Annotated in this window: 18 protein-coding genes and 4 tRNA genes; 3 read left to right on the top strand and 19 right to left on the bottom strand. The window is 40.5% G+C overall.

The genetic code is table 11. The features are described from left to right. The 16 genes from Q4567_RS21385 to Q4567_RS21310 all read right to left on the bottom strand — a co-directional run. Positions 1-215, bottom strand: a 215-nt coding sequence (locus Q4567_RS21385; protein ID WP_303502304.1) for a GTP-binding protein, incomplete at its 3' end; no start/stop codon positions are given. 59 nt (positions 216-274) lie between these two features. Further along, positions 275-350 (bottom strand) — tRNA-Thr (locus Q4567_RS21380). Positions 351-358: 8 nt separating this feature from the next. Next, positions 359-433: transfer RNA gene (locus tag Q4567_RS21375), tRNA-Gly, on the bottom strand. A gap of 92 nt (positions 434-525) precedes the next feature. Next, positions 526-610 (bottom strand) — tRNA-Tyr (locus Q4567_RS21370). Between the two features lie 8 nt (positions 611-618). Beyond that, a tRNA-Thr gene (locus Q4567_RS21365) sits at positions 619-694 on the bottom strand. 190 nt (positions 695-884) lie between these two features. Then, positions 885-1,613 (bottom strand): type III pantothenate kinase, encoded by a 729-nt coding sequence (locus Q4567_RS21360; protein ID WP_216046399.1) that lies wholly within the window; start codon positions 1,611-1,613, stop codon positions 885-887. After that, positions 1,597-2,565 (bottom strand): bifunctional biotin--[acetyl-CoA-carboxylase] ligase/biotin operon repressor BirA, encoded by a 969-nt coding sequence (birA, locus tag Q4567_RS21355; RefSeq protein WP_303502301.1) that lies wholly within the window; start codon positions 2,563-2,565, stop codon positions 1,597-1,599. Before birA ends, Q4567_RS21360 begins: the two co-directional genes overlap by 17 nt. Continuing rightward, positions 2,562-3,548 (bottom strand): UDP-N-acetylmuramate dehydrogenase, encoded by a 987-nt coding sequence (murB, locus tag Q4567_RS21350; RefSeq protein WP_303502298.1) that lies wholly within the window; start codon positions 3,546-3,548, stop codon positions 2,562-2,564. Before murB ends, birA begins: the two co-directional genes overlap by 4 nt. Positions 3,549-3,717: 169 nt before the next feature. Next, on the bottom strand, positions 3,718-5,877 hold the full coding sequence (locus tag Q4567_RS21345; RefSeq protein WP_303502295.1) for a S9 family peptidase: 2,160 nt from the start codon (positions 5,875-5,877) through the stop codon (positions 3,718-3,720). A gap of 97 nt (positions 5,878-5,974) precedes the next feature. After that, positions 5,975-6,547 carry a DUF4136 domain-containing protein gene (locus Q4567_RS21340; protein WP_303502293.1) on the bottom strand — a complete coding sequence of 191 codons (573 nt, stop codon included), beginning with the start codon at positions 6,545-6,547 and terminating at the stop codon, positions 5,975-5,977. Positions 6,548-6,740: 193 nt separating this feature from the next. Next, on the bottom strand, positions 6,741-8,054 hold the full coding sequence (locus Q4567_RS21335) for a lipopolysaccharide assembly protein LapB (RefSeq protein ID WP_303502290.1): 1,314 nt from the start codon (positions 8,052-8,054) through the stop codon (positions 6,741-6,743). A 13-nt stretch (positions 8,055-8,067) separates the two neighbouring features. Beyond that, positions 8,068-8,676 (bottom strand): energy transducer TonB, encoded by a 609-nt coding sequence (locus Q4567_RS21330; protein ID WP_216046393.1) that lies wholly within the window; start codon positions 8,674-8,676, stop codon positions 8,068-8,070. Positions 8,677-8,682: 6 nt separating this feature from the next. Beyond that, positions 8,683-9,084 carry a biopolymer transporter ExbD gene (locus Q4567_RS21325; RefSeq protein WP_008845615.1) on the bottom strand — a complete coding sequence of 134 codons (402 nt, stop codon included), beginning with the start codon at positions 9,082-9,084 and terminating at the stop codon, positions 8,683-8,685. A 30-nt stretch (positions 9,085-9,114) separates the two neighbouring features. Further along, entirely contained in the window at positions 9,115-9,636 is a 522-nt protein-coding gene (locus tag Q4567_RS21320) for a MotA/TolQ/ExbB proton channel family protein (protein ID WP_216046392.1), read from the bottom strand. Positions 9,637-9,640: 4 nt separating this feature from the next. Next, complete coding sequence (locus Q4567_RS21315) at positions 9,641-11,017, bottom strand: MotA/TolQ/ExbB proton channel family protein (RefSeq protein WP_216046391.1); 1,377 nt, start codon at positions 11,015-11,017, stop codon at positions 9,641-9,643. 13 nt (positions 11,018-11,030) lie between these two features. Beyond that, on the bottom strand, positions 11,031-11,798 hold the full coding sequence (locus Q4567_RS21310) for a DUF3450 domain-containing protein (RefSeq protein ID WP_216046390.1): 768 nt from the start codon (positions 11,796-11,798) through the stop codon (positions 11,031-11,033). Positions 11,799-12,457: 659 nt separating this feature from the next. On the opposite strand from Q4567_RS21310, the gene Q4567_RS21305 reads away from it, so the two are divergent. Continuing rightward, a complete protein-coding gene (locus Q4567_RS21305) occupies positions 12,458-14,338 on the top strand; it encodes a GGDEF domain-containing protein (protein ID WP_216046389.1) in 1,881 nt (626 codons plus the stop codon). Between the two features lie 202 nt (positions 14,339-14,540). Here Q4567_RS21305 and Q4567_RS21300 read toward each other — a convergent pair whose 3' ends face one another. Together Q4567_RS21300 and Q4567_RS21295 are read right to left on the bottom strand one after the other, a co-directional pair. Further along, a complete protein-coding gene (locus tag Q4567_RS21300) occupies positions 14,541-15,239 on the bottom strand; it encodes a CpcT/CpeT family chromophore lyase (RefSeq protein WP_303502284.1) in 699 nt (232 codons plus the stop codon). 724 nt (positions 15,240-15,963) lie between these two features. Beyond that, positions 15,964-16,584 carry a MarC family protein gene (locus tag Q4567_RS21295; RefSeq protein WP_303502282.1) on the bottom strand — a complete coding sequence of 207 codons (621 nt, stop codon included), beginning with the start codon at positions 16,582-16,584 and terminating at the stop codon, positions 15,964-15,966. Between the two features lie 363 nt (positions 16,585-16,947). On the opposite strand from Q4567_RS21295, the gene Q4567_RS21290 reads away from it, so the two are divergent. Beyond that, complete coding sequence (locus Q4567_RS21290) at positions 16,948-18,444, top strand: CotH kinase family protein (protein ID WP_216046386.1); 1,497 nt, start codon at positions 16,948-16,950, stop codon at positions 18,442-18,444. Positions 18,445-18,586: 142 nt separating this feature from the next. Here Q4567_RS21290 and Q4567_RS21285 read toward each other — a convergent pair whose 3' ends face one another. Further along, complete coding sequence (locus Q4567_RS21285) at positions 18,587-19,489, bottom strand: LysR family transcriptional regulator (protein ID WP_216046385.1); 903 nt, start codon at positions 19,487-19,489, stop codon at positions 18,587-18,589. A gap of 113 nt (positions 19,490-19,602) precedes the next feature. Between Q4567_RS21285 and Q4567_RS21280 the strand changes: the two genes are divergently transcribed. Beyond that, complete coding sequence (locus Q4567_RS21280; protein ID WP_216046384.1) at positions 19,603-19,962, top strand: cupin domain-containing protein; 360 nt, start codon at positions 19,603-19,605, stop codon at positions 19,960-19,962. The last annotated feature ends 314 nt before the right edge of the window (positions 19,963-20,276 follow it).

The raw sequence follows: 20,276 nt of genomic DNA, 5'->3' as shown, positions 1-20,276 counted from the left end.
GTGTCATACTCAACATGTGAAGTTGAGATTGTGATACCACGCTCACGCTCTTCTGGAGCGTTATCGATTTGATCAAACGCTGATGCAGCACCACCATAGGTCTTTGCTAGAACTGTAGTGATTGCCGCTGTTAGCGTCGTTTTACCATGGTCAACGTGGCCAATTGTACCGACGTTTACGTGGGGTTTCGTACGTTCAAACTTTTCTTTTGCCATCTTAAATTTTTCCTAGCAAAGTAATTAAAAAAAACCTAATCAAAGAGTTGGGGGAGAACTGGTGCTGATAGGCAGATTCGAACTGCCGACCTCACCCTTACCAAGGGTGCGCTCTACCAACTGAGCCATATCAGCACTAAATATGGAGCGAGCAGTGGGAATCGAACCCACATCATCAGCTTGGAAGGCTGAGGTAATAGCCATTATACGATGCTCGCAAACCTATTCTCTATCCACCTCGTTGAAAGTGGTGGCGTGACACATTGCGTCACACCATACACCTGATTAAACTGCAGGTGCACAGTAAAAATGGTGGAGGGGGCAGGATTCGAACCTGCGAAGGCTGAGCCGGCAGATTTACAGTCTGCTCCCGTTGACCGCTTGGGTACCCCTCCAGGATTGATGGTGCCGACTGCCGGAGTCGAACTGGCGACCTACTGATTACAAGTCAGTTGCTCTACCAACTGAGCTAAGTCGGCACTGCATCAAGTGGGTGCGCATTCTAGAGTAATGATCCTAAGGGTGCAAGAGTATATTCTCAAAAAAACATGAAAAAATGCGGATTTATTTAAATTAATCGTTTAGTTGCCTAAAAAACCTACGGAACCAACAAATTGATAAAAATAATTGTGCGTTTTTACAGCAATTTATTAAAAATTATTTTTAAATTTATTTGCTAGGAATAAAACGACTTAAGCCTTGTAATACTAAATCTGGTTTAAATTGTACTTTTTCATCAATAATATTTTTGAGTAATTCACTATCGCCACCACACAAAAATATTCTGTAGTCATCAGAATAACCACTAATGCGCTTTCTAGCGCTGTATAAAAAACCTTCTAACATTGCCAAGCCGCCCATATTGACACAATCAGGTGTACTTTTTCCGAGTGACAATGCATCTGGGGTTTGTTGATCTGCAAACACTTTTGAGGTTTGGCTAGTGACTGCCTTGCGCATTAATTGAAAGCCTGGGGCTATCCATCCACCTAAGTGTTGTTCTCCGACAAGAACGTCACAGGTAGCTGCTGTGCCCAAATCTAAGATTGCTACGGGCAATTGGGTATGCAGCCGTGCGCCTAATACTGCAAGCCAACGGTCAACGCCTAAGGTCTGGAATTGTTGATAAGCACAACTAATACCAAACGCTGTAGCCTGAGTCACGACTTGTTGAAACGGGATATTATGCAAGTGACATAGCTGTTTAATTTTGAGTGTTACCTGATCATTTTGTACGCTGGCGGCTATGACACATTGGGCGCTGCTAATTTGATACTGTAAATCTTCGATAGAATCACAGACTTGAGTCACGACTTTTGAATCTGCGCTGGCAATTTGTGCGTACTTAATACGGCTATTGCCAACATCTATCAGTAAAATGTCATGCAGGCCTGACACTGATTTCACCTCCATGAAATGTTTCGATTTTGCCGTCTTTTTCTAATAAAAGAGCACCATCGTTATCAATCCCTTTCACTTTGCCATATACACACTGATTACCAACCATTAGTTTTACGGGTTTGTCGTAAAAGTAATCTAATTCAGCCCACTGGCTAATGAAAGGCCTTAAGCCTTGGGTTTCAAAAATCGTTAGCGCTTTAGTTAGCTCGTCAATTAAGGTGGCGGCAAGCACATTTCTATCAATAGTTAGGCCAGTAGCTTGCACTAAATCCGTCCAAGGTTGGTCAATGTTTAGCGCCTTTTTAGGTAAATCGATATTCAAACCTATGCCTAAAATACAATCACAAGCAGCGCCCATTTGCCCTTCAACTTCAACCAAGATACCCGCAAGCTTTTTATCTTGCAGGTAAACATCATTTGGCCATTTAAGCATTGCTCCTTTCACTGAAAGTGTCTGCAATGCCTTTACCACCGCAATACCTATTACCAAACTCAAACCATTAATAGCTTGATATCCACCAGCAAACGACCAGAACATCGACATATAAATACTCGAACCATAAGGAGATACCCAAGTCCGTCCTCTGCGTCCTCGTCCAGCAGTTTGCGCCTCAGCTAAACACACGTAACCATTACTTGGTTTCACATTCATGTCTCTGATGAACTGATTTGTTGAATCTATTACGTTTTGCACGTTTATCTGCGATTGCATCACCTGGGGCAATAACTGGGCAATTTTGCGGTGTTCTAATAAAGTTAAGGATTTCGCTAAACGATAGCCCTTTCCCGTTACTCTAAAGATATCTAAACCTAACTCACACAAGCCTTTAATGTGTTTCGACACGGCTGCGCGACTGAGTCCAAGCTCTTGGCCTAACACTTCACCTGAATGGAACTGTCCATCGGCCAAGCGTTGCAGAATAAGAGTACGAGAAAAATTAAAACTCACAGTGATACCAGCCCCTTGTTACCAATTAAACGTACTTCATTTTCTAAATGGATAGAAAAAGTATTCTCCACTTTGGTTTGAATTTCCCGCGCCAATTCTAATAACTCAGCCCCATTTCCATGACCGTTGTTTGTCAGTACCAAAGGCTGGTTAGGATGGCATTGAATCCCGCCTAATTGTTTGCCTTTAAAACCAAGATGGTCAATTAACCAAGCTGCAGGAACTTTGACGCTGTTGTGATCCACCGAATAACAGGGTAAATCAGGCCAGTCACACTGCAAACTTGCGAAATGCTTATTGCTTACCAACGGATTTTTGAAAAAGCTACCAGCGTTACCAATTTCGTTAGGATCAGGCAGCTTCTCTTGGCGGATAGCAATGACTTTATTAAAAATTTGCTCTGCATTGGGTTGTTTTAGATTGGCTAGTTCACCGTAGTGATTGCACGCTTGCCAACGTTTAGGAATGTGAAGAACAACTTGCGTGATGATCACCTTACCGGCTAGATGTCGCTTAAAAATACTGTCTCGATAACCAAACTGACACTCTTCATTTGTCAAGCTATGTTGTTTTGCTGTGGCAATTTCCGTGAACATCACCTGTTTTACAAATTGATTTAACTCAACCCCATATGCACCTATATTTTGTATGGGCGCAGCTCCCACTGAGCCAGGAATCAACGCGAGATTTTCTAATCCAAAAATATTATTTTGCATGCAAAAGCAGACGAGTTGATGCCAGTTTTCTCCCGCACTAACCGTCAGTTGATAATAGTCATCAAACTCTTTAACGGTCTTACCTTTAGATTCTAATGTGATAACCGTGCCATCAAAATCTTCCAAAAAAACACAATTGCTACCTTCGCCGAGAACCCACAAAGGCGTTTCAACATCCTTTAGGGCTGCGAAGTCATTGTCGATGGATATCAATTTTTTACTGTGTGTAGAAAATCCAAAGGTGTGCAGAGATTTAAGTGAATGCAAGGTTGCTTCCAAGATATTTTTGCACAGTTTAACGAAAAGATATGCGGTGTAACAAGTGTTGCTTTGTGATAGGTCAAGTTTTCAGCAGAACAGAGGGAGTGGTTATCCGCAATCAGCCAGCCATAAAAAAGCCCGAAATTCATCGGGCTTTATTCTTCAGCATGGCTATTTATTTATCAATTCCGTGACTTTTGAGCATAAATACAAGCTCTTCAGCATAATCACGTAGTCTGCCATAGCGGCCACTATTGGCAAAATGCCCTGCCCCCATATTAATTCGCATGATTAGTAGATTGTCATCGGTCTTCATTTCACGCATTTTAGCGGTCCACTTAGCGGGCTCCCAATAGGTTACGCGGGGATCATTTATTCCACCACTGACCAACATAGGAGGATATTCCTTAGCTTCAATGTTGTCGTATGGAGAATAACTTGCGATGAGATCGTAAGCTGCCGAATCTTCTAGTGGATTGCCCCACTCTGTCCACTCAGGTGGCGTCAGTGGCAGCGTAGCGTCAAGCATAGTATTGAGTACATCGACAAACGGCACTCCAAGGGTCACTGAGCGCCATAATTGTGGAGCCTGAATGGTAACCGCTCCCATTAATTCACCGCCAGCGCTACGACCCGAAATTGAAATATTGCCTTCAGACACATAATTTTCTTTAATTAGATACTGTGCTGCATCAACAAAATCATTAAAGGCATTGGTTCGTTTTTCCAGTTTACCATCCAAATACCATTGATATCCCAGCATGTCACTACCACGAACATGTGCGATAGCGAAAGCAAAACCTCTATCTAATAAACTGAGTCTGAGTTCTGAAAATCCAGGTGGAACGGTTATCCCATAAGCCCCATAGCCGTACAAATGCATAGGCTGTTTGCCGTTCTTTTTGAAACCTTTTTTATATACCACTGAAATCGGAACCTCTACACCATCTCTTGAAGGTGCCATTAGACGCTCAGTAACATATTGAGATTTATCGTAACCAGATGGAATTGTAGTGACCTTTCTGGTTTCCAGCTTTTTATCGTTAACTTGATAATCAAATACAGTGTCAGGGGTAACCATCGATTCATAGTCAACCCGAACAAAGTCTTGATCAAACTCTGAACTATTGCCTAAAGAAGCGGAATAAACCGGTTCAGGAAAGGCAATGTCATGGGAGTTTCCTTGATAGTCGCGAATTCGAATTTTATCAATTCCCTTTTCTCGAGCCTGTAAGGCAATGAAACCTTTGAATGTCTGCATTCCCAATAAATAAAGATCGTCAGAGCCTTCAATCAGTGTTTGCCAATTGTCGTAACTTGGTTGGCTGTCATCAACACTAACAAATCTTGAATTTTTGTGGGTATCGTTGGCTAAAATATAGAATTTACCATTAGCGTGATCTATTGAAGCAGAAAATCTCATCTCCCTTGATATCAATAACTTAGGTTCAGAAAACAAATCGTCGCCTGGAATAACACTGAGTTCAGATACTTCTCTTTGCCCACTGCTTACTACCAAGTACTTATCGTCACTGGTGAAATGGAAGCTTAAGAAAAAGCCATCGTCTGCTTCACTCAGAATAATTTTATCGTCAGATTGCTGACTACCAATTTTATGCACATTAATGCTAGCTGTGCGCCATTTATCTTTTTCCAACTGGCCATAAATAACCGTTTTGCTGTCTGCGCCAAAGGCGATTTCGCCATTTACCTCGGTTATTTCATCTTCTAAGTATTCACCACTTTGTAAGTCAACAATTCGAACTGTGTAACGTTCAGCGCCATCGGTGTTGAAGGAATACACCAGCAAGCGGTTATCAGGACTTATATCCCAGCCGCCTAAAGTAAAATAATCGAAATCTTTGGCTAGTTTAGTTTCATCAAGAAAAACCTCTTCTTCACCAGTAGTCAGATTTTTGCGGCTACGTGTTCGATACTCTTCGCCTTCGCGGTAATACCAACGATATTCGTAACCATTGTCAATCCAAGGAACCGATTCTTCTTGTTCGTTTGTACGCCCTTTAACTTCTTCGAAAACCGTGTCGATAAGGGACTTATTAGGTGCTAAAAACTGGTCGAAGTAAGCATTTTCTGCAGTTAAATAGTCAATAATGGGCTTGTCATTCACTTCCGGATATCCAGAATCTCTAAGCCAGTGGTAAGGATCATTTAACTCTTTACCGTGGTATTTAGCTGTGTAATCTTGCTTTGCGGCAACTGGGGCGGCAACGCTGAGTTGTTTTAATCTGGGGTAAGTTTGCATTTCGGGTTCTTTGTCATTTGAACAGGCAGATAAAATTAATACGGGTACTAGTAATGAGAGTGCTAAACGCATTGGATAAATGTCCCTATTTTTTTTTGGTTAACAACAGATAATACGACTAGTTACAAAATTTACCAGTGAAATTAAATGGTGAATTGCTAAAACGAGTCTAAGAACCCGTGCGAGTTAATGGAAAACGTTCAAGCAATTCCTTTACAACCACACGCTGTGCTTTTGCTAAACTTGCACTGTTGTCTGTTTTGAAATCATGGCTATTGGTAGCTGACCATACTAGCCTATCGTTGACTAGTACTTTCATGCTCACTACTGCGACTGGGATTTGATCTGAACCTATGGGTAAACTAACCCCGCCACCCACACTCACACCGCCTGAGCGTCCGTAAGAACCAGTACCTAGGCCAATTGAAAAACTACTGTCGTTATCGCGATAATCAATGTAGTGATCGAGCTCTACAACGGCATCAGTGTAACCAAGGTCACCAATAAGTTTATTATTAGCCTCTAAAAACTGTGAAACTTGAGTAATAATACGATTAGCACTCAAGCTATCTTCGACGTTTCTAGATATCACCGAATAACTTTTAAACGCGCCAAAATTGGTATTTTGATCGGTGTCCATCACAATATTGTTAGAACTACATGCACTAAGGAAAGTAAGTCCAATACACATAGCCATGATCTGGCTAAACTTGGCTGAAAAATGACTAAATTGGTAAAACATAGGAATTCCTTTACGTAGTCAACTTTAAAATCATTACACAATTAACCCTTTAATACCCTGCGGTGGTAAAAATTGATCACTTTGTATGACACTAAGATCGATAACAAGTTTAGTTGAGTTTCGCCAAGGAAGACAATCCGCACGCCGATAAAACTGCGATACGGATTGTTAATGCATAATATTGAGGTAGCGTTTAAGAAGCGCTTAATTCGGCTTGTAGTTGCTCTGTGGTCGATTTTTCAGACTGTACAAACTTACGCCATTGTTGTGCCATACCACGACTAGTAGGATGTTTTTCAGCTTCAGCCAATTGATTTAGTGCATCAACATAGCGTTTTTGATTGAAATACGACATTCCCAAGACTAAATGTGTGGTTCCTTCATTTCGTAAACCACCTTTGTCCAGCGCTTTGAGCGCACTTTCAATGGCTTCGTCAAACTTATCCATGTTCAGCAAAATTTGCGCTAACTGTGCATCTAATTCACCGTCTTCAGACAAGGCAGCTGCAGAACGCATAACAGGTACGGCTTTTTCGTGTTCTTTGGCAAGGGACCAAGTTTGCGCTAAAAACTTTAAGTTCCTGAGGTTTTTTTCAAGTACGCCATCTTGCATTGCTTGCTCCATCAACCTGGCACCTTTATATGGTACTTGATGGTAATAATACAGCTGAGCTAAGTTGAAAATATCCGAGGCTTTTGTAATGTAATCACTTTGGTAAGCCGCTTCGAGAATCGCTAACTGTTTCTTTTCTTCACCCAACTCGCCATACATACCTGCAAGCTGCACCCAATACTCAGGACGGTCAAATAATTTAACCATTTTTTCAAGCACTTTGGTCACTTGCTCAGTTTGTTTCAACTCGTAGTATATAGCTCGTTGAAGCACGTACCAATTCTCATCGACTTTGTAGCCTTCTTCACTATTTTCTTGCTGTAAAATAGCTTCATTGATGTATTCAGAAGCAGCCTGATAATCTTTCTTCTGATACATAGCTTGGGCCTTGAGCACTAAATTTTTAACCGGTAACTTACCTGGCTGCAATGCTTCCCAACGTTCCAAGTACTCGATAGTCTTATCGTAATTACCGCGCATCATTTGCAATTGTGCCAAACTAAACAAAGTACTTTGTTCAAATGACTCAGGAATGGGTTGCTGTTCTACTACGCTCTCAAATGATTCGATAGCTTTATCATAATCTTCGACGTTGTAATAAATAAAACCGTAGAAGTTATGCAACATCGCCAGCTCGTAGCTATTCATAGAGCTTTCTTTGGATTTAACGACATCCAATATTGCTAATGCTTCAGCAGTATTACCTTCGTCGGCAACTTTCTGAGCGCGAGCCAATTGGTCGTATACTCGCGTACGAAGAGCCGGTGTTCTTCGGGTCTTTCTTTCACTGGCACTATTATCTTGTGCACTAGCTGTAGGTGCCGTTACTACAGACGATATAAGTGTGAATGAGCTTGCCAATAAGATGGCTAAAATGCACTGTGTTATTTTCATGCTTGCCTCTTAGTTAACCATCGATCTGGAAAGTAATGCGGTTTTGCACACCAGACACTTCTGCAGGTTCACCGTTCACAACTCTGGGTTTATATTTAAATTTCAGTGCTGCATCCATCGCTGCCTGATTAAATATATCCGGTGGAGTTGCTTGTACTACGCGAATATCTTTTACTGCGCCTAATTTAGATACAGTAAATTCAACTATTACAAAGCCTTCTATTCCGCGAGATAAAGCTCGTCGTGGATAAACCGGAGCAACCTTAACGATTGGCAAATATTCGCCATCACCTGATTCTAGGGCCAATCCACCACCAAGGGCGATATCACCACCGACATCGGCTTCAAACGCCATACCACTGCCATCAGCATCAGGCGTAGGTGAATCCATTTGCGGCTGTTCCATTTGCGGTGGCGGCTCTTTAGGTGGTGGTGGCTTTCTCGGCTTACGATCTTTTTGTTCAACCGTTTCTTCTTTCTTCAAGCGTACGAAATCGAGCACCGCACCGGGCTTGGGATCATCTAACGTTTGATCACCACTAGCGATAAGAGCTTGCATCAAAAAGAACAAACTAATCGTGATGAAAAACGCTAATACAACTGCCAGAAGGAGTCTTGCCATTATATTTTACTCTTGTGCTGCGATAGAAACATCGTAGACACCCGCTGCTCGCGATGCATCCATGACTTTAATAAGCGTTTCAGTAGTCGCTTTACGGTCTGCTTGAATAACAACCGTACCCTGTGGGTTTTCGGCTTTTAAACGTTCAATGTTGGCTTGAACTGCACGTACGTCTACTCTGCGTTTATTAATCCAAATTTCACCTTTGTCGCTTATGGCAACTAAGATATTTGCACGATCTTTCTTCACTGCTGTGGCAGCTTCAGGTCGGTTTACGTCGATCCCCGATTCTTTTACAAATGAAGCGGTTACGATAAAGAAAATCAACATGATAAATACAACGTCCAACATCGGCGTCATATCGATTGTTGCTTCTTCTTCTTCGACTAAATTCTGAATTTTTCTCATAATTACTCTTTATTCACGCAGGCCTGGGCTCTAACGTTGAATCTCCAATGCATCTTCTAGATGTAAACGTTCGGTTTTTGCTGTGCGCGTTAACCATGTAGACGCGAATACGCCGGATAACGCACCCACCATGCCAGCCATTGTGGGTATAGTAGCTTGTGAAACCCCTGCGGCCATTGACCGGGCGTTACCGCCACCAGACATGGCCATTACATCAAATACCACAATCATACCTGTTACCGTTCCCATCAAACCCAATAGAGGGCATAGCGCGACTAACGCCTGAATAATGGGAAGACTGAAGCGTAATTTAAGACTGACTCTAGAAATCATTGCTTGTCTAATCTGATGCGCATTCCATGAATTTCGATCGCTACGTGCTTGCCAAGTGGAAATGGTCTGTTTCTTAAATTGCTTATGACCATAAGTCACATAGAAAATACGTTCGAGTATCAAAATCCACATCACGAATATCAAGGCACCTATTATCAGCAGGATAATCCCACCGGTTTCGGTGAAGTCTCGGATTGATTCAAAGATCTCTACAAACATCGTCTTATGCCTTAGTGCCAGACTGTGTTTCAGCTCGTTCAGCAATGACACCCGCTGCTTGTTCTTGCAATATCGCTACAATATTTTTGCTTTGCGTACTGAGCAATGCATAAAGCAGAGTAGTAGGAATGGCCACAACCAAACCAAGAACAGTGGTAATCAATGCCGATGAGATACCGCCAGCCATAATTTTCGGGTCACCTGTACCAAACAAGGTAATTTGTTGGAAGGTCACAATCATACCGGTAACGGTACCAAGTAACCCACCAAGGGGAGCAACCACTGAAATCATTTTTACTAGTGTTAAGAAACGTCCTAATTTAGGCACTTCAGCTAAAATGGCTTCGGTTAAATGCAATTCCAAGGATTCGGTGTCAGCATTTGGATGGGCATCTTTCACTTTAAGCACGCGACCCAAAGGATTCCCCTCAGATATTTTACTCGACTTAAGTTGTGCATTTACTTTGGCGCCAACAAGCGTAAGTACCACAAAACGCCAGAACGCGACCAAAATACCAACTGCACCAACCGCAATAATGATATATCCCACAAGGTCACCTTGGTGAATACGCTCTTCAAGACTTGGCGCTTGAACTAACAATCCAAGAATAGTTCCGCCCGTTGGGTCTAATCCAAATGAAACCAATTCACCATCAGAGCTCTGTAAATTTGCGGCGCTGTCTGTGTAACGATCTGCAGGTTGACGAATCAATTCAGCAACAGTATCGGTTTCGCCTTCGTACTTAAGGTATTTGCCATCAGACACGAGTGCAAAAGGTCCTACACGAACGACTTCTTTATTGACTTTAGCGCCACCAGCTTCTACAACATCAGTTGTAAATTTAGTGACTTTGCCTGACTCAGTCATTTCGCGTTGAATTTCAAACCACACCCGCTCTATTTCTTCAATTGAAGCTAATTTAGAACTCGTCCCCATAGACTGGGCCATTTCATCTAAAAATTCAGAACGACCAGAGATTTGCGCTGAAACAGTTGAGTTGTAAAATTTGTTTTTGGTGTCACCTGCAACCTGTTGTAACACACCGAATAGTTCTTTTAACGAACCTAGGCGTTTATCCAAAGCATCATTCAAATCTGCTAATTTGAATTCATTCTCTTCAAATTGCGTTTCCAGCTTTTCAGATGTGTTCAACTGAGCATTACGTTGTGAGGTCACATCACGCAGCATTTGATCTTGTTCAGCACGTTTTTGTACAAACTCTTTTTCACGCTGAGTATTTTGTTGATTTTGTTGGTATTGGCCTTGCTCTAATTGCTTAAGCAGTGCATCCAAATCTAGTGGTTTACTTTCCTGAGCAAAAGCTGCTCCAGCAAAAGTAGCAACCAAAAGAACAGCAGTATTTCTAATTAATTTTCTCATGGTTTCTACTCTCTTAATCCGTGATCGCAACTGGCAGCATCAACAAATCAGGTGCCATTTGTTTCTTGGCCATTCTAAGACCTTTGGTAATTTGCGTGCGGTAGTCAGAAGAAAGTGATTCCCACTGACGAGTTTGTTTATTCCAAATTCCTTGCATACCTGCATCACGAGTTTGGTATATAAGTGCGGTTCTACCGATGCGTAAGAAATCGACATTTCGTTCCTGACCATCAATAGTGTGCAATCCAGGGTAAGCCTCTAAGGTTCGCCCGTAATCCATCTCGACTTGGTAAGCTTCCATTACACGTCTGAATTTCTCAGAAGGAGCAACATCTGCGCGATCCATCATATTACGTAAATCAATAATGCGATTGGCACGTTCTTCTTCTAAAAATGGAACATCAAGTTCCACAAACTGTGCTAACCCATCAATCATTCGAATCATTAATGGTGTTATTTGACGTTCGATAACACTTACTTCGTCAATTGCGCTATTCAAATCCAACATTTCTTGTTGCTGATTAGCAATTTGTTTTCTTAACTGCTCGTTGTAAACCAACAAACCATCAATTTCTTTATTGATAGTTTTGAATTGTTGCAATTTACTGCCGATTTGGTCAGTTATATTGTTAATCTTTGATTGGGAATCCGCTGCAGACTCGTTAATTTTAGTTGCAGCATCAACCACAGGTTGCAATTCTTTGTCTTGCTGCGCAAAAGCAGCTTGACCTGCCAACAGACTAACGAATAGTGCTGCAGACAACGTTTTTGTAAGTTTCATACAATCAAACCCTAGAGTGGAATCGAGTTGGTTTACCACCAACAATAAAATCTGAGGGCAAGGATAGGGGCATAGTGTGACAGTATTATTACAAAACCAAACAGAATGTAGATATCTGTGATTGAATCAAATAACTAGTAAAACAATACTCATAACCAACTGTTTTAATTGAATTAAAAATACATTATGTGAGCAACGAATTAACTTAGACAGGATGACGTAACAGAATAAAGCGGACTAAAATCGGTTGGATTTTTGACATTTTTATGACACAAATATAGATATGAATACGACGTGAACCAGATGTGGCAAGTCCGCAAAACGGTTTATTTAACCTTTAGCCCTACGCTAATTATAAGCGCTAGAGATTATAAAAATCGTTGCAAAATTCCGAAATCAATACACTTTTAAATAATGTTTGCACCTAAAGTTGCCTTTAAAGAATACTGTTTTCATTCAACGATGTAGCAAACTTGTTTTAATTGGTTTTTCGCAGCTACTTTTTAACCAAAGCGGTTGTTGATTTGCTAGTATCTTAATTACATTAAGCACAAATCTAACTCATTCTATTAATTTGGCATCGGATAACGACAAGAATATTGGATTCCTAATTTTTCGCAGTATAAGCGCTTTCTAGCAACCATTGATTAGGATAATTAATGCAACAAACAACCATCATTTTAGTACTTCGCGGAGTATGGCGAACCCCAGTGATATGCGTGTTTTGGTTATTTTGGGGATGTGGGCTTAATGCGCAAACAATGGAAAATTTAGAAACCACCCTTTCTTCTTTAACTCCAGCCCAACAAATCAGTCTTTTGAACGATCAAAAACAGCTTATGGAAAAAGCCTCCTATGAAGAGCAAGCTCGCTACTGGTATTTATTAGGCTTAGCTTTCGATTACGATAATCAGCCACAACCAGCCATTGATGCTTACAGCACCGCCATCAATATCAGCGAGCAGCAAAACTTAAGGCTAACTGACACTTTACCTAGAAGTTATGTCGAACGTTCGTACATGAAATATATTCAAACATATGATCCCAATATTTATTGCGAAGACCGATTTAAAGCCCTGCAATTGTCTCGTCAATTAGCGAACCCCGAATTGCTAGTAAAGGTACTGGTTCAAGCGGCATTTTGTTTTGGTGGTAAACCGGAAAAACTGCAACAAGGGCTCGCATTATTAGTTGAAGCAATTGACGTCGCTGATAAAAATAATTTTGATAATAGTTCCTATGGCATGATTTATAACGCCTCTGGCAACTTATATCAGGAAAACCAATTGTTTGACAAAGCCTATGAATATATTCAGAAGGCATATGATGCTTGGGCAAAAGTCGATGATTTTTCTGACATGTTTAATATGCAACACACACTAGTGGCGTTAGCCATTGATATGCAGAATTTTACTGCGGCTCGTCAACATGTTGATAGACTATTTGAGATTGCCAAACAACAGCCCCAATTCAGCGACTTTACATTTTTTAGCCATTATAACGCAGGTATATTAGCGTTTTTTGAACAGCAATACCCGCTGGCGGTTAGCGAATTTGAAAAGGCATTGGCCCTTCGTGATACTACCGAAGAACATCATTTCATCGTGCAATCTTTATATCCACTGGTCATTGCTTATTTTAACCAAGGGATAGATTCCAAAGCGCGCTCTACCTTGGATCAACTTCTAATCGACTCTCCAGATAAAAACACATGGCCGATGACTCTCAGGGCTATCGATTTGTATTACGCGGGCAACAACAGTGAAGCTATGCATTTGATGGTTGCTGCAAACAGCTCAGAAGTCGACAAACGACGAACCTTTATTGCTCAATATCAACACGCAGCCAATACATTAGTTGAAGACAGTCTGACCAAGTTAGACAACAAGGTGCTACAACAAACCTTGGAAATTAATCGTTTACAACTGGCAGAGGAACAAAGTCAAAAACGTCTCGCGCAAATTTTAATTGCTGTGAGCGTTGTCATATTTGCGGCGTTATTTGGGTTTGTTATGCATTTGATTAAAACCCGACGTCTTTTTAAACATCGTGCACAAATCGATTACTTAACGCAAATTGCTAATCGCAGAACTATTTTTGAACTTGGCTATAAGTTGCTAAATGAAGCGAAAATGCACAACAAGTTACTTTCGATATTGATTATTGATATCGATCATTTTAAACGAGTGAATGATACCCTCGGTCATGAAGTTGGTGATCATGCTCTTACATTAGTCAGCCAAAGGGCACTTGGCTGTTTACGACAACTCGATAAAATTGGCCGAATTGGCGGTGAAGAGTTTATGGTATTGCTGCCCGACACTGGTTCCAAACAAGCATTAGATATTGCCGAGCGTATCCGTAAGGAAATCGAAAAGTCACCTTTGCGAAAAAACGATGAAGACTACTCACTAACCATCAGTATAGGGCTAGCGGTAGCATCAGCAGATGAAACCTTAGAAAGCGCGATGGCACGTGCCGACACAGCCCTTTACAATGCAAAACAAAAAGGCCGAAACCAAGTTGTTGTAACGAGTTAGCTATCAATAAGTTGTGATCAGTCAGTAACAATACATATGCTGAAATCAGGTTTTTCAAAGCACTGTAAACTGAGTCCGGTAGTGATAGTCAACATTGGATTAGCAGGGCACAAAATGCGTTAAAAATTAACGCATTTAGGGAAAAGCAGTCTTTTATATTTCAGACTGCTTTGAGTAAAGAAGTTATTTTTACTGGGTACGATTAGTTAAGGTCATATGTTTCTGTGTACACATGCGTGGTAGGTCCTTGATCGCCTCTTTTAAACTTAGCGCCACGCTTAGCCACACCATTTTCGTCATAAAATGAATGCCAATCGTTGCGCACTAAGGTTCCGTCTGCTGTTTTAGAAATTTCCACATGTTGGAGTAAATATGACTTACCGATAGTGAAGCATTCTCCGTGAGTATTGACGCCAGAAAAACGTTCAAACTCTGGAATCCAATGATAGGTAGCGTTGCAGCCAGGTACTGTTGATAAACCGCTCATTTTAATATTTTCAAAAGCCTTTGGATTGTCGCCTTTTCCCCACAGAGTTAATCCTTCATCTATGTTTTTGAAAGAGTATAAATCGACTTTAAGGTTACCAAAGTCATTGCGATACAGTCGCCAGATTTGATTTCTATCCGGTCTTACGTCAGGTTGGCTAGTTTCATAATAAATCCAATAGCCGTCCGTACGTTCATGCCAAATACGTTGAAAGCGCAATTCACTTAATCCCCAACGAGGTTCGACCTTAGCGGCTAGATCTTTGTCCCTTTGCGCAATATTAGTTGTAAATCCTAAATGCCATTCGACAAATTTCTTTAGCATTGTGTCATCTTCAAAGCCAGCGGCCTGAACAGAGAAAGACATTCCAGCCGCAACCACTAAAGTCATGAGCAAGCTTTTTACTATTTTCATTATTTTGTACCTTTTATAATTTTTGTTTGTATTTTTAAAGATGCTAGCTAAATGCATTTCAGACACAGCCAATTATTAGAATATGGCAATCATCATTGCTCGATAATCAAATTCATACTACACAACCAAAAACCTAAAGCAATATCATTATATCAATAACCCAGAGTGCTCTGCGTCTTATATTTAAAAAGCGGGATAGTTAGTAGAGGCCGCTATACAAAAGCTATTTGCACGGAGTATGAAGAGAAAAATTTCGAACAAGTGCTTTAAATGGTTCATTAATAGGAAGTTACTTCTAGCGCCCATTGATTCGTATTGCAGGATAGAAATATTCACCGAAAATTCATTCAATTAAAGCTCTTTTTGATACTCCAAAAATTTGTTTGGCCCAATAAATCTAAAACGTTGAAGGACCATCTTGGTAATTAAATTAGCAAATCGAAAAGTGACAAAAAACCCGGATTTCGCAGTTCTATATAAATGGTGAAATGTTAAAAAAATAACAATAAAGCAGCTAAAACAAAGTGAAAATTGAATATAGATCAGTGTCTAATCAGTACAATTAGTGGGAAGAAAAATCGTTAATTTCAGCTTCTTTTTGACAACCAAATATCGCTAAATTTGTAGCCCACAAGATTGTTACAAATTACTAACAAATGAATACTTGCTAGTTGAGGCTCGGAAATTGATAGTCATTATCAAAATTAGACAATAAATGTTGCTCTTAGCCGGTTGGAATATTGAAAGCCCCTGTTACCCCCGCAATTATCATTTGTACACCGATAACGGCTAAAATCAGTCCCATTAATCGGGTGACAATACCAAGAGCGCCTTGACCTATAATAGCCAGAATCCTAGAACTAAAAACAAAGCATAGGAATGTTATAAGACACATAACTGCAAATACAGAAACCGTAATCACGATTCCCATTGTCCCACCAGAGGCAGAATAATTCATTGCGGTCGCAATGGTTCCTGGGCCAGCGAGGAGAGGAACAGCTAAGGGTGAGACAGCAATATCAGAGGTATCATTATTTTCAGCAGAATGCAGATTAGAACCAGATCCATTGAGCATATGATAACCAATCACGAACACCAGAATACCGCCCGTTATCCGCAATGCAGGAAGGGTAATGCCGAACAAATGAAAAATCATCTTGCCGAGCAACGAAAATAATAGAATTACAACAAAGGTAATAATAAGTGCTCTGGCCGCAATGCGAAATTGTTCCGAATTACTTTTATTGCCCGCCAACCCAGCGAAGGCAGCTGTGTTAGCTATCGGATTCATGATGGCGAAAAAGCCCATAAATACAGTTAGCAGTTGTGTGTACAAGTCATTCATAGGTTTTCTCTGACTAATAGTGGACGTATTATCCGGCTTTGCGACCCCGTTTTATTTGCATGCTAGAGTACCTTGTAGGGTCTGAAAGTCCAACGACTACCTCCCCTATTGTCATTCAAGCCGCTTTTTTAGCTGTCATCATTGGCGGGATTGAGCAGAGCCAGAGGGTTTAATATTTTTATGCAGCGTCAAGCAGTATTAATTATCAACATCCTTAAGCTCGCACAGCTTCCTTATTGTTTTCACTTATATTGCACAGTTTCTGCACTTTTGTTTTGTACCTTTACTATCTGAATAAAGAAAGCATCTTAATTCAATCTTAAAGTATTTGAAGATGATGCTTAGACAGCTAAAGGACTATCAATGTTGAAACAATCTCATTTAAGCTTTGCTAACTCATTGAAATATATTGTAAGACTAAATCTTATTATCATCATCTTCGGATCAGTGCTTTGGTTAGTTGCCTGTGGAGGCAGCAATACAGCTACAGATGATCAGGTAACTGATGAAGTGGTTGAAGAAGTCGTTGAAGATGATACCGAAGAAACATCAACTGACATTACGGATACAGATTTTGAAGTCACTGACTGGACAGAAGAAACACATAGTAAGAATGTTGATCCTAATTTCGACGAAGTTTTTGAAGATAACCAAGTTAAACGTTTTGATTTTGTAGTCACTGAAGAGCGTTGGCAAAGCATGCTTGATGATATGACGGCAACCTATGGCGAATTTGGTCAACGCTCATCAAGCAACGGTCTAATTGATACAGATGAGAACCCAATATTTGTTCCCGCTGACGTTTATTACCAAGGAACTCAATGGTATCGAGTAGGTATTCGATTCAAAGGCAACTCTTCGCTACAAAGCAGCTGGCAGGCGGGTATTCTAAAACTATCTTTCAAATTAGATTTCGATGAGTTTGAAGACGATTATCCGCAAATTGATAATCAACGTTTTTACGGCTTCAAAAAGCTCAGCTTGAAAAACAACTATAACGACGAATCACTTTTACGTGAAAAAGTGGCATCTGACGTATTCAAAAAAGCTGGCTTAGCGGTGTCTAATACTGCGTTTTATACACTCTATGTCGATCATGGCAATGGTCCAGAATATTTTGGTCTTTACACCTTAGTAGAAGAGGTTGACGATACACTTATCGATACACAATTTGCTAGCGATGATGGCAATTTATATAAACCAGAAGACGACGGGGCAAGCTTTGTTGAGGGTTCTTTTAGTGAAGAGAACTTTGAGAAAAAGACCAACGAAGATGATGAAGATTGGTCTGATATACTCGCCTTGTTTGCGGCACTGCATGATGATACAGCAACCACTGCTCCGGCAACATGGAGAGAAAATCTTGAGGCTGTTTTCGACGTTGATGGATTCTTAAAGTACTTAGCCGTCAATGGTATTATCCAAAATTGGGATACGTATGGCAGAATGCCCCATAATTACTATCTGTATAACGACCCCGAAACATCGAAGCTAACATGGATTCCTTGGGATAATAACGAAGCACTGCAAGAAGGAAATCAAGGCGGAGCATTGAACCTCGATTTCTCAGACCTTGATTCTAATAGCTGGCCGTTAATTGCTAAACTATATGCAGACGATGTTTACAGGACTCGCTATAACGATTACCTATTGGAAGCAATAGGCGACGCGTTTGATACCAGCAGCATCCAAGCCACTTACGACAGTTATTCAGCGCTTATTGAACCTTATGCAACAACTGAATTATCGGGCTACTCCTATCTAGAAAGTAGCAATGACTTTTACAATGCGATTCAACAACTGAATCAACACGCAGAAAATCGAGCTGAAGCGGTTGAAACATATTTGGATGCACAATAAACACTAACCTATTGTTTTATCAACATAACCCCAGCGATGCTATCGTCTGGGGTTGTAGTTTATATCCAATCGAATATTGCTCTTCCTCTTCGGTATTTACGCCACATTCCCCCTGACTTTAACCTGTTGTTAATAGCCTTATTTAGGCAAATTCAGGGATCTCATTTTTCAGACAATCGATAAATGCACTGAGTTTTAATGGCATGTAATCTCTGCTTGGATAAACTAGCCATGCAGAGGTATCAAAATCTGCGGCGGCACATTCATAATCGGGGAATAAGTTCACCAAACTACCATTTGCCAATTCGTCTCGACATAACCAATCAGGAAGTAACGCCACTCCAAGGCCTGCAACTGCACTTGCAGTCATAGTCATGCCATGAGAGATTAGCAAATGCCCAGCGACTGGAACGACTAACTCTTTTTGATTAGGTTGACGAAATTTCCAAGCTTCTCGATATCCAGGAATTGAAAACCTTAGACATTCTATTTCACTTAAACAAAAAGGATTTTCGGTAATCGTGTTAGATTTAATAAAAGCTGGACTAGCACAAACAAAAAACTTTCTGGGTGCTAATACTTTACAAATAAAATCATCAGTAGGTTTTTTTCCAAAGCGAATCGCGGCATCAATTTGTTGTTCAACAATATCTATCTGGTTGTCTGACAACACTAGCTCAATTACCAGTTTGGGATATTTTTTCCTCATTATAGGTAATAAGGGAACCAACTTTTTTTGTCCAAAAGAAGTACAAGCCGCCACTCTGAGCTTGCCGATGGGCTCATTCGAAAGTTCTAAAGCCCGCTCTCCTGCCTGTATTAATGTACCAACCAAACCTTCGACTTGAGTAAAGTATGATTTACCAGCTTCTGTTGCCGACAACTTACGAGTGGTCCTTTGGAACAGTCGGAAACCTAATGTAGCCTCTAATTTTCGAATAGCTCGCGATACTGAAGAGGGATCAATATTTTGGACTCTTGCTACTTCAGCAAAACTCTTTCGTTTCATTACTTCAACAAATAGTTGGATATTGTTCAAATCCATTCGTGCACCCTATACATGAATGTAATGATTATATACCTGTTTACTGCGCAAGTAACTAACTGTAACCTTTGTAATTGAAAGTAAATCAAAACTAAGAAAATGGAGTATTTCAAATGGGATTAAAGTTTCATAAGCAATTTTTCGCATCAAAGACTGAAGTTTTAGCAGACATAGAAAAAAATAATACCTGGCCGACCACCTTTGTATCGGGTGCCACCGATGGTCCACCAGTACATTGGCATAAAGATGAAGTACATGCTTATATAATGGAAGGGGAAACAGATTTTTTCGATGCCGAAACCAACAAAAGAACTATTGTCAGCGCAGGTGACAAAATTATTGTGCCTAAGGGGGCACTTCATGCGGAAGGCGCAATTAAAGATCGCGTAGTTTATATTCTAGCATTACCAAAGCCAAGATTACCGGAAGATTTCCTCGCCATATTTACACCTGAGCAGCAAGCAGCGAAATGAAACCGAGTAAACTTCTGATAAGCTACTAATTACCTCGCTGTTCCTATTTCCAAGACAAGCATTCTCATAGTCATTAAATAGACATCCATTTTAAAAACAAGCATTCTCAAACCAATTCAGAGCGAAAAAGTGATGTGAATATGGCGCTTTTGGGGCTTTGATAAGAAAGTGGGGGGAAGTTTGGAATAAATAGTCATTAAATAGACATCCATTTTAAATCATTAAATAGACATCAAATCATTAAATAGACATCCATTTTAAAAACAAGCATTCTCAAACCAATTCAGAGCGAAAAAGTGATGTGAATATGGCGC

The organism is Aliiglaciecola sp. 2_MG-2023, assembly GCF_030548145.1.
GTDB classification, from domain to species: Bacteria; Pseudomonadota; Gammaproteobacteria; order Enterobacterales; family Alteromonadaceae; genus Aliiglaciecola; species Aliiglaciecola lipolytica_A.
Note: the sequence above shows the minus strand (reverse complement) of the source record. Positions and strands in the feature narration are given on the sequence as shown.

Coding starts and splice junctions, on each gene's coding strand:
- Q4567_RS21300 (WP_303502284.1), bottom strand. CDS start 15,239: ATGAAAATAGTAAAAAGCTTGCTCATGACTTTAGTGGTTGCGGCTGGA.
- Q4567_RS21340 (WP_303502293.1), bottom strand. CDS start 6,547: ATGTTTTACCAATTTAGTCATTTTTCAGCCAAGTTTAGCCAGATCATG.
- Q4567_RS21330 (WP_216046393.1), bottom strand. CDS start 8,676: ATGGCAAGACTCCTTCTGGCAGTTGTATTAGCGTTTTTCATCACGATT.
- Q4567_RS21310 (WP_216046390.1), bottom strand. CDS start 11,798: ATGAAACTTACAAAAACGTTGTCTGCAGCACTATTCGTTAGTCTGTTG.
- Q4567_RS21345 (WP_303502295.1), bottom strand. CDS start 5,877: ATGCGTTTAGCACTCTCATTACTAGTACCCGTATTAATTTTATCTGCC.
- Q4567_RS21335 (WP_303502290.1), bottom strand. CDS start 8,054: ATGAAAATAACACAGTGCATTTTAGCCATCTTATTGGCAAGCTCATTC.
- Q4567_RS21320 (WP_216046392.1), bottom strand. CDS start 9,636: ATGTTTGTAGAGATCTTTGAATCAATCCGAGACTTCACCGAAACCGGT.
- Q4567_RS21295 (WP_303502282.1), bottom strand. CDS start 16,584: ATGAATGACTTGTACACACAACTGCTAACTGTATTTATGGGCTTTTTC.
- Q4567_RS21325 (WP_008845615.1), bottom strand. CDS start 9,084: ATGAGAAAAATTCAGAATTTAGTCGAAGAAGAAGAAGCAACAATCGAT.
- Q4567_RS21290 (WP_216046386.1), top strand. CDS start 16,948: ATGTTGAAACAATCTCATTTAAGCTTTGCTAACTCATTGAAATATATT.
- Q4567_RS21280 (WP_216046384.1), top strand. CDS start 19,603: ATGGGATTAAAGTTTCATAAGCAATTTTTCGCATCAAAGACTGAAGTT.
- Q4567_RS21305 (WP_216046389.1), top strand. CDS start 12,458: ATGCAACAAACAACCATCATTTTAGTACTTCGCGGAGTATGGCGAACC.
- Q4567_RS21285 (WP_216046385.1), bottom strand. CDS start 19,489: ATGGATTTGAACAATATCCAACTATTTGTTGAAGTAATGAAACGAAAG.
- Q4567_RS21315 (WP_216046391.1), bottom strand. CDS start 11,017: ATGAGAAAATTAATTAGAAATACTGCTGTTCTTTTGGTTGCTACTTTT.